This is a genomic window from Streptomyces sp. NPDC051740 (assembly GCF_044453165.1).
Classification (GTDB): Bacteria; Actinomycetota; Actinomycetes; order Streptomycetales; family Streptomycetaceae; genus Streptomyces; species Streptomyces atrovirens.
In genome coordinates this window covers 97,896-111,755 of record NZ_JBITCL010000015.1, presented here as the reverse complement: position 1 = coordinate 111,755, position 13,860 = coordinate 97,896, and the positions used below count along the sequence as shown (strand labels likewise).

Here is a 13,860-nt window from a genome sequence, read left to right as displayed (position 1 = left end):
GGACGGCGGAAGAGAACCCAGGAGGAGGGCCGGGCTTTCGGCGGCCCGGCCTCTCCACAGCACGCCCGTAGTCGCGAGGGGGATGCATGGCCACCGTCGAACTCCGCTTCAGCGCGCTGCCCGAGCACGTCAGGACCGCCCGGCTCGTGGCGGCGGCGGTGGCGCGCAGGGCCGGAGTGGACGAGGCCGTCCTCGACGAGGTCAGACTCGCCGTCGGCGAGGCCTGCACCCGTGCCGTGGGACTGCACCGGAACGGCGGCATCTCGGCCCCCGTGAAGGTGCTGCTGATCGAGGAGGAGAAGCAGTTCTCCATCGAGGTCGGCGACGAGGCACCCCACGCGACCCCCGGCGAGCGGGCGCCCGGTGACGTGCCGGGCGACGCGGAGACCGAGGAGGACGAGATGGGCCTCGCGGTCATCAGTGGACTCGTCGACGACGTCGAGGTCAGCGCGGGGCAGCACGGCGGATCGATCCGCATGAGGTGGCCCACCGTGCCGCCGGCCACCCTCCTCGCCTGACCGCTTCACCCGGACTCGTCTGACCGCTTCACCCGGACGGCGACCGTTTTTCCGAAGGGCCCCCTCGTGGGGCCCTTCGTCATGTGCGGGTGTCAGTGCCCGCGCTTACAGTGGTCTCGTGCGGTTGATCGCGTGAATTCGTTCACGACCGGCCGTGCCACGAAAATGCGATCACGTGAATGCTCCAAAGGCATTACCGATTTCCGGTCGCCGACCGCAGGCGATCATTAGGGAAGAGTGCGTGCAGGACATTTACATTTCACGCGCCCTGTTTTGATCGGCTTCCGGTGCCTACAATCCCGTCCACATCTTGAGCTCAGCCCAAGCGTCAAGGAGGACGAATGGCGGGGCTTTCCCTCACACGAGAGTCGGGCCAATCCACATCCCTCGCAGCCGCCGTGCTGACCGACGACAACCGCCTGCTCGTGGTGGTCATCGGCGTCGTCGCGCTGGCGGCGCTGGTGGTCGCCGGAGTCCTGGTGCGCCAGGTTCTCGCGGCCGGCGAGGGCACCGACAGCATGAAGAAGATCGCGGCAGCGGTCCAGGAGGGCGCGAACGCCTATCTGGCCCGCCAGTTGCGCACCCTCGGCGTATTCGCCGTGGTCGTGTTCTTCCTGCTCATGCTGCTGCCCGCGGACGACTGGAATCAGCGTGCCGGACGGTCGGTGTTCTTCTTGATCGGAGCGGCGTTCTCGGCGGCCACCGGCTATATCGGTATGTGGCTCGCCGTACGCAGCAATGTGCGGGTCGCCGCGGCGGCGCGCGAAGCGACTCCGGCCGAGGGCGAGCCGGAAAAGGATCTCACCGCCGTCTCGCACAAAGCGATGAAGATCGCTTTCCGTACGGGCGGCGTCGTCGGCATGTTCACCGTAGGCCTCGGTCTGCTGGGCGCCTCCTGCGTGGTGCTGGTGTACGCGGCCGACGCCCCGAAGGTGCTCGAGGGGTTCGGTCTCGGGGCCGCGCTGATCGCGATGTTCATGAGGGTCGGCGGCGGCATCTTCACCAAGGCCGCCGACGTCGGCGCCGACCTGGTCGGCAAGGTCGAGCAGGGCATTCCGGAGGACGATCCGCGCAATGCCGCGACCATCGCCGACAACGTGGGTGACAACGTCGGCGACTGCGCGGGCATGGCGGCCGACCTGTTCGAGTCGTACGCCGTGACCCTGGTGGCCGCGCTGATCCTGGGCTCGGCGGCGTTCGGCGACGCCGGGCTCGCCTTCCCGCTGCTGGTGCCCGCCATCGGTGTCCTCACCGCGATGGCCGGCATCTTCGCGGTGGCCCCGAGGCGTGCCGACCGCAGCGGCATGAGCGCGATCAACCGGGGGTTCTTCATCTCCGCGCTGATCTCGCTCGTCCTGGTCGCGATCGCCGTGTTCGTCTATCTGCCGTCGTCGTACGCCGATCTCGACGGCGTCACCGACGAGGCGATCCTGGGCAAGGACGGCGACCCGCGGGTCCTCGCGCTCGCCGCGGTGGCCATCGGCATCGTTCTCGCCGCCCTCATCCAGCAGCTCACCGGCTACTTCACCGAGACCACCCGGCGCCCCGTGCGGGACATCGGCAAGACCTCGCTCACCGGCCCGGCCACCGTCGTCCTCTCCGGTATCTCGATCGGTCTCGAATCCGCCGTCTACACGGCCCTGTTGATCGGCCTCGGCGTGTACGGGGCGTTCCTGCTCGGCGGTACGTCGATCATGCTGGCGCTGTTCGCGGTGGCGCTGGCCGGCACCGGACTGCTCACCACGGTCGGTGTGATCGTCGCGATGGACACCTTCGGCCCGGTCTCCGACAACGCGCAGGGCATCGCCGAGATGTCCGGCGACGTGGAGGGCGCGGGCGCCCAGGTGCTCACCGACCTGGACGCGGTCGGCAACACCACCAAGGCCATCACCAAGGGCATCGCGATCGCCACGGCCGTACTGGCGGCGTCGGCGCTGTTCGGCTCGTACCGGGACGCCATCACCACCGGAGCGAGAGACGTGGGCGAGCGGCTCAGCGGTGAGGGCGCGCCGATGAGCCTGATGATGGACATCTCCCAGCCCAACAACCTCGTCGGCCTGATCGCGGGCGCGGCGGTCGTCTTCCTCTTCTCGGGACTGGCGATCAACGCGGTGTCCCGGTCGGCGGGTTCGGTGGTCTACGAGGTGCGGCGGCAGTTCCGCGAGAAGCCCGGGATCATGGACTACAGCGAGGAGCCGGAGTACGGCAAGGTCGTCGACATCTGCACCAAGGACGCCCTGCGCGAGCTCGCCACACCCGGGCTGCTCGCCGTGATGGCGCCCATCTTCATCGGGTTCACGCTCGGCGTCGGCGCCCTGGGCGCCTTCCTCGCGGGCGCGATCGGCGCGGGCACCCTGATGGCGGTGTTCCTCGCCAACTCCGGTGGCGCCTGGGACAACGCGAAGAAACTCGTCGAGGACGGCCACCACGGCGGCAAGGGCAGCGAGGCCCATGCGGCCACCGTCATCGGCGACACCGTCGGAGACCCCTTCAAGGACACCGCCGGACCCGCGATCAACCCTCTGCTGAAGGTGATGAACCTGGTGGCGCTGCTCATCGCGCCCGCGGTCATCAAGTTCTCCTACGGCGCGGACCGGAGCGTCGGGATGCGGGTGCTCATCGCGGTCCTGGCGCTGCTCGTCATAGTCGGCGCGGTGTACGTGTCCAAGCGGCGCGGCATCGCGGTGGAGGACGAGGACGACCCCGAGCCGGAGCCCAAGTCGGCCGATCCGGCGGTGGTTTCCTAGAGCCGGGCGACGGACACCGGATCAAGGTGCGGGCGGGCGGCGCGTATTGACGCGTCGCCCGCCCTCTCCCCGTGCGCGGGGCCCATGCCGTGAGCCTTCTCTCGCGTGGTGCAAATGGCTTCAAAAGTTCCTTACCGGATGTCCGGCGGGTGGGTGTAGGCCATCTGGCGTGTATGTTCCGGGGCCGAAGGCCATGGAAGGGACCAATCCGGTGAACAAGAAGCTCGCGGCCGCACTGTCCGGCGGTGCGGTACTGGTACTGGCGCTGACGGGATGCGGCGGCGACGACAACAACGAGAAGCTGGACGCCTGGGCGAAGCAGGTCTGCGACGCGGTGAAGCCGCAGGCCGCCAAGATCAAGTCGGCCAACGCCGCGATCCAGAAGGAGACCTCGGACAACAGCACGCCGGAAGAGGTCCAGAAGGCCGACTCGAAGGCCTTCCAGGACATGTCCGACGCCTACAAGGCGATCGGCGCCGCCGTGGACAAGGCCGGGGCGCCGGACGTCGAGAACGGGGAGAAGAAGCAGACGGACGCGGTCAAGGAGCTCAACGACATCTCCGCGTCGTACGCCTCGCTGAAGAAGCAGGTCGACGGCCTCGACACGGACGACCAGGCGGAGTTCGCCGACGGTCTGAAGGACATCGCCGCCGAGCTGGACAAGCTCGGCAAGAGCGGCAGCGACGCCCTCAGCGCGCTGGAGGAGGGCGAGGTCGGCGAGGCCATGTCCCGGCAGGCGAGCTGCCAGACGGCCACCGCGACGCCGGGGGCCACCAAGAGCTGACGCCGCGGGACGCGCCGGGTGAGGGCGGCGGCCACAATGGAGGGCGTGAGTGACGCCAGCCTGCCGCCCCTGCCCTCGTCCGACCGCCCCGAAGCCGCCGCCCGGCTGCGGGACGCGCTGCTCGGAGCCTCCTTCACCGCCGACGGACTGCTCGAACTGCTCGGCGCCCCCGCCTACGCGGCGCTGGCCCGCAGCGAGACCGTGCCCGCCCTGAGGGCCACCCGCGGGGACACGCCGCTGGAGATGCTCGTACGGCTGTTCCTGCTGCGGCAGCCCGTGCCGCACGCGCGCGTGGCCGGCGTACTGCCCGTGGACGTCTGCCTGGAGAGCGGATGGCTGACGCGCGCCGGCGCGGACGGTCTCACCGCGACCGTGGACGTACGGCCGTACGGCGGGCCGGGCGGCGAGGACTGGTTCATCGTGTCCGACCTCGGGTGCGCGGTCGGCGGCGCCGGGGGCATCGGCAGCCGCGACGAGGGTGTCGTGCTCGGCGTCGGCGGGGCGTCCACGACCCTGGCCGGCCTCACCGTCCGTACGCCCGTGGCCTCCGCGCTCGACCTGGGCACCGGATCCGGCGTCCAGGCGCTGCACGCCGCCCGGCACGCCACGCGCGTGACGGCCACCGACGTCAACCCGCGCGCCCTGCACATCACCGCGCTCACCCTGGCCCTCTCCGGGGTCCCGGCCGCCGACCTGCGCGAGGGCTCGCTGTTCGCGCCGGTCCGGGACGACGAGACGTACGACCTGATCGTGTCCAACCCGCCGTTCGTGATCTCGCCGGGCGCCCGGCTCACCTACCGCGACGGCGGGATGGGCGGGGACGATCTGTGCCGCACGATCGTTCAGGAGGCGGGGGAACGGCTGAACGAGGGCGGGTTCGCACAGTTCCTCGCCAACTGGCAGCACGTCGAGGGGGAGGACTGGCAGGACAGACTCAGGTCATGGGTGCCCCGCGGGTGCGACGCCTGGATCGTGCAGCGCGAGGTGCAGGACATCACCCAGTACGCCGAACTGTGGCTGCGGGACGCGGGCGACCACCGCGGTGACGAGGCCGAGTACCGGGCGCGGTACGACGCGTGGCTGGACGAGTTCGAGGCGCGCAAGGTGAAGGCGGTCGGCTTCGGCTGGATCACCCTGCGCAAGTCGGGCTCCGCCGCGGAGTCGATCACGGTGGAGGAGTGGCCGCACCCGGTCGAGCAGCCGCTCGGCGAGACGGTCCGGGCGCACTTCGACCGGCTCGACTACCTGCGGACGCACGACGACGCGGCGCTCCTCGAAGCGCGCTTCGCGCTGGCCGCCGAGGTGGTGCAGGAGCAGGTCGGGCTGCCCGGCGCCGAGGACCCGGAGCACGTCGTGCTGCGGCAGAACCGCGGGATGCGCCGGGCCACCAAGGTGGACACGATCGGCGCGGGCTTCGCGGGCGTGTGCGACGGCACCATGGGCGCGGGCCGGATCCTGGACGCCATCGCCCAGCTCCTCGGCGAGGACCCCGTGCTGCTGCGCGACCGCACGCCGGCCCAGATCCGGCTGCTCGTGGAGCAGGGGTTCCTGGAGCCCGCCGGCTGACACGAGCGGCGGCGGTCCCACGGGCGGGAGGTCCCACGGGGCACCTCGGCGGGGCGCCCCATGAGCCACGTCACTGTCTCCTGCCGCGTCCTTCACGCCGGCCACAGCCGCCGTCCCGGCCCTTTCACATCGATCCGGAATTTCCGTGAAAGGGCCCACGGGCCGCTTTCCGGACACTTGATCAGGTCCCTGGCCCTCCCGTTCACCTCCGATTCGTCTGCCCGCCGCCCGGGCGTGGCAGCGTCACCCCGAGGCCGGTACCAGCGGACGGGAAAGAGGGCATCGGGCGACCATGGAGAGCGGACCGGCGATCTTCGCGGGGATGGTGTTCTGCCTGTTCGGAGGCGGATTGCTGGCCTGGACCGTGACCCGCGCGCGGCAGCACCGCCCCGTCGCCCAGGGTGTGAGCCCCGTCGCATCGGCCACCGTCGCGGGACTGGTCGCGGTGATCTCCCTGGCCCTCGGCGCATGGTGTCTGACCAGCCTGTGAGAAGCGCGAAACCCTAGCAGCTCCCGGTAACCGGTAGATCGCGCTCCGCATAAGCGCGGGTGGAGTCTGGTCGGTCCCGGCGGCAGGAACGGTGGTAGTCGGGTTACCGTTCGAGTGGCCGTTGCGGGCTTTTCCCGTTTGACACGGGAGCGGGATGTACCGTCACACTCCGCAGCGTCACCATGACCCGACCCCGGGGGAGACCGCCTGGGGAGCCCCAGGCGCCGACCGGAGAGAAGAGCGAAGTTGTCCCCGACCAGCGAGACCGCGAAGGGCGGCCGCCGACTCGTCATCGTCGAGTCGCCTGCCAAGGCGAAGACGATCAAGGGCTACCTCGGCCCTGGCTACATCGTCGAGGCGAGCGTCGGGCACATTCGCGATCTTCCCAACGGCGCCGCCGAGGTGCCGGAGAAGTACACCGGTGAGGTCCGCCGCCTCGGTGTGGACGTCGACCACGACTTCCAGCCGATCTATGTGGTCAACGCGGACAAGCGGGCCCAGGTCAAGAAGCTCAAGGACCTGCTGAAGGAGTCCGACGAACTCTTCCTCGCCACCGATGAGGACCGCGAGGGCGAGGCCATCGCCTGGCACCTGCAGGAAGTGCTCAAGCCGAAGATCCCGGTCAAGCGGATGGTCTTCCACGAGATCACCAAGGACGCGATCCGCGCGGCCGTGGCCAACCCGCGCCAGCTCAACCAGAAGCTGGTCGACGCCCAGGAGACCCGCCGCATCCTCGACCGCCTCTACGGCTACGAGGTCTCGCCGGTCCTGTGGAAGAAGGTCATGCCCCGGCTGTCCGCCGGCCGCGTCCAGTCCGTCGCCACGAGGCTCGTGGTGGAGCGGGAACGCGAGCGCATGGCTTTCCGTTCCGCTGAGTACTGGGACCTGACGGGCACCTTCGCGACCGGCCGCGCGGGTGACGCGTCGGACCCCTCGTCGCTGGTCGCCCGCCTGCAGACCGTCGACGGCAGGCGGGTCGCGCAGGGCCGCGACTTCGACTCCCTGGGACAGTTGAAGAGCGCGAACACCCTCCACCTCGACGAGGCGAACGCCCGGGCCCTGGCCGCCGCCCTGGAGAACACGCGGTTCGCCGTGCGTTCCGTCGAGTCCAAGCCGTACCGCCGCTCGCCGTACGCCCCGTTCCGTACGACGACGATGCAGCAGGAGGCTTCGAGGAAGCTCGGCTTCGGCGCCAAGGCGACCATGCAGGTCGCCCAGAAGCTGTACGAGAACGGCTACATCACTTACATGCGTACGGACTCGACGACCCTGAGCGAGACGGCGGTCGCCGCCGCCCGCGCCCAGGTCACGCAGCTGTACGGCGCCGACTACCTGCCCCCGCAGCCGCGCACCTACGCGGGCAAGGTCAAGAACGCGCAGGAGGCGCACGAGGCGATCCGTCCCTCGGGCGACCGTTTCCGTACGCCCGCCGAGACCGGGCTGACCGGCGACCAGTTCAGGCTCTACGAGCTGATCTGGAAGCGGACCGTCGCCTCGCAGATGAAGGACGCCACCGGCGACTCCGTCACCGTGAAGATCGGCGGCACGGCGGCCGACGGCCGGGACGTCGAGTTCAGCGCGTCCGGCAAGACGATCACGTTCCACGGCTTCCTGAAGGCGTACGTGGAAGGCGCCGACGACCCGAACGCCGAACTCGACGACCGCGAGCGCCGGCTGCCGCAGGTCACCGAGGGCGACGCCCTCACCGCCGAGCAGATCACGGTCGACGGGCACGCCACCAAGCCCCCGGCCCGCTACACCGAGGCGTCGCTGGTCAAGGAGCTGGAGGAGCGGGAGATCGGCCGCCCGTCGACGTACGCGTCGATCATCGGCACGATCCTCGACCGCGGTTACGTGTTCAAGAAGGGCACGGCCCTGGTGCCGTCCTTCCTCTCCTTCGCCGTGGTCAACCTGCTGGAGAAGCACTTCGGCCGGCTCGTCGACTACGACTTCACCGCCCGGATGGAGGACGACCTCGACCGCATCGCGCGGGGCGAGGCGCGCGCGGTGCCGTGGCTGAAGCGGTTCTACTTCGGCGAGGGCGCGAGCAACGGTGACGCGGCCGACGCGGGCAACGGCGACGGGGACCACCTCGGCGGTCTCAAGGAGCTGGTGACCGACCTGGGCGCGATCGACGCGCGCGAGGTGTCGTCGTTCCCGGTGGGCAGCGGCATCGTGCTGCGGGTCGGTCGCTACGGCCCGTACATCGAGCGCGGCGAGAAGGACACCGAGCAGCACCAGCGCGCCGACATCCCCACGGACCTGGCGCCCGACGAGCTGACCGTCGAGCTCGCCGAGGAGCTGCTCGCCAAGCCGAGCGGTGACTTCGAGCTGGGCACCGACCCGGCGACCGGTCACACGATTGTCGCCAAGGACGGCCGCTACGGCCCGTACGTCACGGAGATCCTCCCCGAGGGCACCCCGAAGACCGGCAAGAACGCGGTCAAGCCGCGTACGGCCTCCCTGTTCAAGTCGATGTCCCCGGACACGGTGACGCTCGACGAGGCGCTGAAGCTGATGTCGCTGCCGCGGGTGGTCGGGACCGACGCCGAGGGCCAGGAGATCACCGCGCAGAACGGCCGCTACGGGCCGTATCTGAAGAAGGGCACCGACTCGCGGTCGCTGCAGTCCGAGGAGCAGCTCTTCACGATCACGCTGGAGGAGGCGCTGGCGATCTACGCCCAGCCCAAGCAGCGCGGTCGGGCGGCGGCCAAGCCGCCGCTGAAGGAGCTGGGCACCGACCCGGTCAGCGAGAAGCCGGTCGTGGTGAAGGACGGCCGCTTCGGGCCGTACGTCACCGACGGGGAGACCAACGCGACGCTGCGCTCCGGCGACAGCGTCGAGGAGATCACCCCGGAGCGCGGTTTCGAGCTGCTCGCCGAGAAGCGGGCGAAGGGTCCCGCCAAGAAGACGGCGAAGAAGGCCACCACCAAGAAGACGGCGGCCAAGAAGGCGCCGGCGAAGAAGACGGTTGCGGCCAAGAAGACCGCGGCGAAGAAGACCACGACCGCGAAGAAGACGACGGCCAAGGCGACCGCCGCCAAGAAGGCGACCGCCTCGAACGGCGCGGAGGACTGACCTCTTCTCCGGTCACGCCGGGTGGTCTTCGCCCGGCGTTCGGAATGCACACACCCCGACAACACTTCGATGTCGGGGTGTGTGCATGTCAGGCGCGTCGCGCCGGGCTGTCGGCGCGGGCCGATAGGCTGAACGCATGACGCGAGCCGAGCAGCCAACGGCCCCTCGACCGAACCCCGACGACGCCCTTGTCGCGGACTCCCGCGAGCGTGCCGTCCGCGCCCTGCTGCGCCGACCCCAGCTGAAACGGCTGTGGAGCGCGCAGCTCGTGGGCGGGGTCGGTGACGTCCTCGCCCTCCTGGTGCTGGTCCTCCTGGCCCTGCAGGCGGCGGTCGCCGAGGGGTCCTTCGGCGGGGGCTACCGGGGCGTGGCGTTCGCAGTGGCGACCGTTTTCGGGGTACGCATCCTGGCGACGCTGCTGTTCGGCGCCGTACTCCTCGGCCCGCTCACGTCGCTCACCTCGCAGGACGGGCCGCTGGACCGCCGCTGGACCATGGTCGGCGCGGACGGCCTGCGGGCCGCGCTGCTCATCGTGGCGCCGCTGTGGATCGACTGGACGCCCGAGGACGCGCTGGCCGTCCTCCTCGTCACCGCCTTCGTGACCGGGGTCGCCGAGCGGTTCTGGACGGTGTGCCGGGAGAGCGCCGCGCCCGCCCTGCTGCCGGCCCCGCCCCCGGAGGGCGCGACCGTGCGCCCGCTGCCCGACCACATGGACGCGCTGCGCCGGCTGACACTGCGTACGGGCTTCGTGGCGATACCGCTGGCGGCCGTCGCACTCGTCGTGGCGGCCCTGTTCAACAACCTGCTCGGCACCGGGCTCGACTGGTTCGGCGAACACCGGGCGGCTCTCGCCTCGTACGTCGCGGCCGGACTGTTCGCCGCGTCGCTGTCCGTCCTGACCTTCCTGGAACTGCCCGGCACCCGCACCCCGCGCGCACGGTCGCCGCTGGAGGGACTGCGCCGCCCGAAGAGCGCCACCGGCTCCGACAAGGGCCGCACCGGCGCGATGCCGCTGCTGGTGCTCGCGTCCGCGTCCGTCGCCGCCGCGGTGTCGGCCGCCGTCGCCGTGTCGGTGCTGCACGCCAAGGACCTGGGCGGCGGCCCCGTGCTGTACGGCCTGCTGGTGGGCGCGCTGACCGGTGGTGTCGTCGTCGGTATCCGTACGGCGCCCGCCCTGCTGCCGGCCCTGTCCCGGCGCCGGCTGCTCGCGCTCGCCCTCGCCTTCACGGGCGTCGCGCTGCTGGCCGCCGGACTCGTACCGGACGTCACCAGCGTGGTGCTGATCACGGCGCTGGCCGGTGTCGGCGCGGGGCTCGCCGCCAACACCGGGCACACGCTGCTCGACCAGGAGGCCGAGGACCAGCGGAGGGCCCGTACGACCGAGCACCTGCACGCGGTGGTCCGGGTCTTCGTGGCGCTCGGCGCGGTGATCGCCCCGCTGGTCGCCGCGGCCATCGGGCCGCACCGGCTGGAGAACGGCCGGTTCGTCTTCGCGCACGGCGGCGCCGCCTTCACGCTGATGCTGGTCGGCGCGCTGCTGCTGCCGGTGGCCGCGCTGGTGCTGGCCAAGGTCGACGACCGCTCCGGCGTGCCGCTGCGGCAGGACCTGCGCGACGCGCTGCTCGGTGGCGCCGACCCGGACCAGACGTCCGCCGCGTCCGGCTTCTTCATCGCCCTGGAGGGCGGCGACGGCGCCGGGAAGTCCACTCAGGCCGAGGCCCTCGCCGAGTGGATCAGGGCCAAGGGCCACGAGGTCGTGCTCACCCGCGAACCCGGGGCGACCCCGGTCGGCAAGCGGCTGCGCTCCATCCTGCTGGACGTCTCCAGCGCCGGACTCTCGCACCGCGCGGAGGCACTGCTGTACGCCGCGGACCGCGCGGAGCACATCGACACCGTCGTACGGCCCGCCCTGGAGCGCGGCGCCGTGGTCATCACCGACCGGTACATCGACTCCTCCGTCGCCTACCAGGGCGCCGGGCGCGATCTGTCGCCGACCGAGATCGCCCGCATCAACCGCTGGGCGACCGACGGACTGGTCCCGAATCTGACGGTGCTGCTGGACGTGGCCCCGGAGACCGCGCGGGAGCGCTTCACCGAGGCACCGGACCGGCTGGAGTCGGAGCCCGCCGAGTTCCACGCGCGCGTGCGGGCCGGTTTCCTCACCCTGGCCGCGGCCGACCCCGGCCGCTACCTGGTGGTCGACGCCGGCCAGGAGCCGGAGGCGGTCACCACCGTGATCCGGCACCGGCTCGACCAGGTGCTGCCGCTGTCCGAGGCCGAGATCGAGGCCCGCGAGGAGGCCCGCCGCAAGGCCGAGGAGGAGGCCCGCCGCAAGGCCGAGGAAGAGGCGGCCCGCAAGGCCGAGGAGGAGCGCCTGGAGCGCGAGCGCGAGGAGCAGCTCGCGCGGCTGCGCGCCGAGGAGGAGGAGCGCAAGCGGCGCGAGCTGGAGGAGGCGCAGCGGCGCGAGGCGGAGCGGCAGGCGGAGGAGGCCCGGCAGCGGGCCGAGGAAGCACGCCGGCGCGCGGAGGAGGAGCGGCAGCGGCTGCTCGCCGAGGAGAAGGCGCGCGCCGAGGAGGAGGCCCGCCGCAAGGCCGAGGAGGAACGCCGCCGCAGGCAGGCCGAGGAGGAGGCGCGGCTGCGCGCCGAGGCCGAGTCGCTGCGCCTGGAGAAGCAGCGCAAGGCCGAGGAGGCGCTGCTGCGCGCGGAGCAGGCCCGGCGGCTGGCCGAGCAGGCGGCGGCCGCGGCGGAGGCGGGACCGAAGACGACGGCCGCCCCCGATGCCGCAGGCCGGCGAGCGGTCGACGAAGCGGCGACCGTGCCGACGCCGGTGGTGACGCCGACGAACGCGTCGGGCGGGCCGGTCGACGAGACCGCCGTGCTGCCCCGGGTGCCGGAGGAGGACGCCGGGCAGCGGTCCGGCGGCCGGTCCGGGGTGTCCGACGCCGAGGTGACGACCGAGCTGCCGATGCCGTCGGTTCCGCCGGGCGCGGCGGACGAGACGGCGGTGCTGCCCCCGGTGCGGGGAGACGAGCGGGGCCCCGCGGACCGGAGGGTGCCGTCCGGCTACTTCCGGGACGAGCGTCAGGCGAGCGGCCCCGAGGACACCGACGGTCCCGACGACCGCACGCGCGAGCTGCCCCAGATCGACCCCGAGGGCCCGCCCCGCCGCCGGCAGCGCTCGGACTGGGCCGAGGAGACCCCGCTGGACGACCTGCCGACGCTGGCCGACGAACTGCTGGGCCCCCGCGACGGCGAGGACGGCGACGAGGACGGCCGCCGGGGGCGCCGGCGCTGATTGGTCGGTCCACAGGTGCGGGTGTTGTCAGTGCCCACCCGCACAATGGACCCGGTAAGGCAGACGTGACGGAAGGACGGGCTGACCCATGACCGTGTGGGACGACCTCGTCGGGCAGGAGCGGGTGAGCGAGCGGCTCGACGGCGCCGCCCGCGACGCCGACGCGCTCGTCACCGCCGCGGCGGCCGACGCGCCCCCGCCGGAGGCGTCGAGGATGACGCACGCCTGGCTGTTCACGGGCCCGCCCGGCGCGGGAGTGACACAGACGGCGCGGGCTTTCGCCGCAGCGCTGCAGTGCGTGAGTCCCGACCGGGCACTGGGCGGCGCGCCCGGCTGTGGCTTCTGCGACGGATGCCACACGGCGCTCATCGGCACCCACGCGGACGTCAACACGGTGGTCGCCATGGGCGCGGAGATTCTTTACAAGCACATGAAGGAGACCGTCCGCAAGTCGTTCACCTCGCCCGCGAACGGTCGCTGGCAGATCATCCTCGTCGAGGAGGCCGAGCGGCTGAACGAGAAGTCCGGCAACGCCGTCCTCAAGGCCGTCGAGGAGCCTGCCCCCCGCACCGTCTGGTTGCTGTGCGCCCCCTCGATCGAGGACGTCCTGCCGACGATCCGCTCCCGCTGCCGTCACCTCAACCTGAGCACGCCGTCGGTGGCCGCCGTCGCCGACATGCTCGTCCGGCGCGAGGGCGTCGAGCCGGACGTCGCCGCCGCCGTGGCCCGCGCCACCCAGGGCGACGTCGACCGTGCCCGCCGCCTGGCCACCGACCCGGCCGCCCGCGCACGCCGTGCCTCCGTGCTGAAGCTGCCGCTGCGGGTCGAGGACGTCGGCGGCGCGCTCAAGGCGGCCCAGGAGCTGGTCGACGTGGCGGCCGAGGACGCCAAGCAGCTCGCCGAGGAGATGGAGGCCAAGGAGACCGAGGAACTGAAGGCGGCGTTGGGCGCGCCCCAGGGCGGCCGGCTGCCGCGCGGCACGGCAGGCGTGATCAAGGACCTCGAGGACGATCAGAAACGCCGCAGACGGCGCACGCAGCGCAACACCCTCGACATCGCGCTGAGCGACCTGACCGGCTTCTACCGCGACGTCCTCGCCCTCCAGCTCGGCTCCCGCGTCGCCATCGCCAACGGTGACGCCGAGGACGTACTGGAGCGCATGGCCCGCGGCAGTTCCCCGGAGTCCACGCTCCGCCGCATCGAGGCGATCGCGGCGTGCGGCAGGGCCCTGGACCGCAACGTGGCCCCGCTGCTCGCGGTGGAGGCGATGACGATGGCCCTCAGAGCGGGCTGACCGAGGGCATCCGCTCAGTGGCTCGACGCGGTAACTCGTACGAGGCACGACGCGCACACTGAGCACCCATTCCATTGCACACGGTTAC

General features: G+C 71.7%; 8 protein-coding genes. All 8 read left to right on the top strand.

Features of this window, described 5'->3' with window-relative positions; translation table 11 throughout:
• The first annotated feature begins 86 nt into the window (after positions 1 to 86).
• The 8 genes from ACIA6T_RS24440 (at position 87) to ACIA6T_RS24405 (ending at position 13,772) form a co-directional block, all read left to right on the top strand.
• Positions 87 to 518, top strand: coding sequence for an ATP-binding protein (locus ACIA6T_RS24440; protein ID WP_399448592.1), 432 nt, complete (start codon positions 87 to 89; stop codon positions 516 to 518).
• Positions 519 to 859: 341 nt separating this feature from the next.
• A complete protein-coding gene (locus ACIA6T_RS24435) occupies positions 860 to 3,265 on the top strand; it encodes a sodium-translocating pyrophosphatase (RefSeq protein ID WP_399448591.1) in 2,406 nt (801 codons plus the stop codon).
• A gap of 211 nt (positions 3,266 to 3,476) precedes the next feature.
• Positions 3,477 to 4,049, top strand: a complete 573-nt coding sequence (locus tag ACIA6T_RS24430) for a small secreted protein (protein WP_399448590.1) — start codon at positions 3,477 to 3,479, stop codon at positions 4,047 to 4,049.
• Between the two features lie 36 nt (positions 4,050 to 4,085).
• The gene (locus ACIA6T_RS24425; protein WP_399448589.1) at positions 4,086 to 5,615 is read left to right on the top strand and encodes a methyltransferase; all 1,530 of its coding nucleotides are present in this window, start codon (positions 4,086 to 4,088) and stop codon (positions 5,613 to 5,615) included.
• A gap of 292 nt (positions 5,616 to 5,907) precedes the next feature.
• The gene (locus ACIA6T_RS24420; protein WP_399448588.1) at positions 5,908 to 6,105 is read left to right on the top strand and encodes a hypothetical protein; all 198 of its coding nucleotides are present in this window, start codon (positions 5,908 to 5,910) and stop codon (positions 6,103 to 6,105) included.
• A gap of 246 nt (positions 6,106 to 6,351) precedes the next feature.
• Complete coding sequence (gene topA / locus ACIA6T_RS24415; RefSeq protein WP_399448587.1) at positions 6,352 to 9,183, top strand: type I DNA topoisomerase; 2,832 nt, start codon at positions 6,352 to 6,354, stop codon at positions 9,181 to 9,183.
• Between the two features lie 136 nt (positions 9,184 to 9,319).
• A complete protein-coding gene (gene tmk / locus ACIA6T_RS24410; RefSeq protein WP_399448586.1) occupies positions 9,320 to 12,478 on the top strand; it encodes a dTMP kinase in 3,159 nt (1,052 codons plus the stop codon).
• An 88-nt stretch (positions 12,479 to 12,566) separates the two neighbouring features.
• Positions 12,567 to 13,772, top strand: a complete 1,206-nt coding sequence (locus ACIA6T_RS24405; RefSeq protein WP_399448585.1) for a DNA polymerase III subunit delta' — start codon at positions 12,567 to 12,569, stop codon at positions 13,770 to 13,772.
• The last annotated feature ends 88 nt before the right edge of the window (positions 13,773 to 13,860 follow it).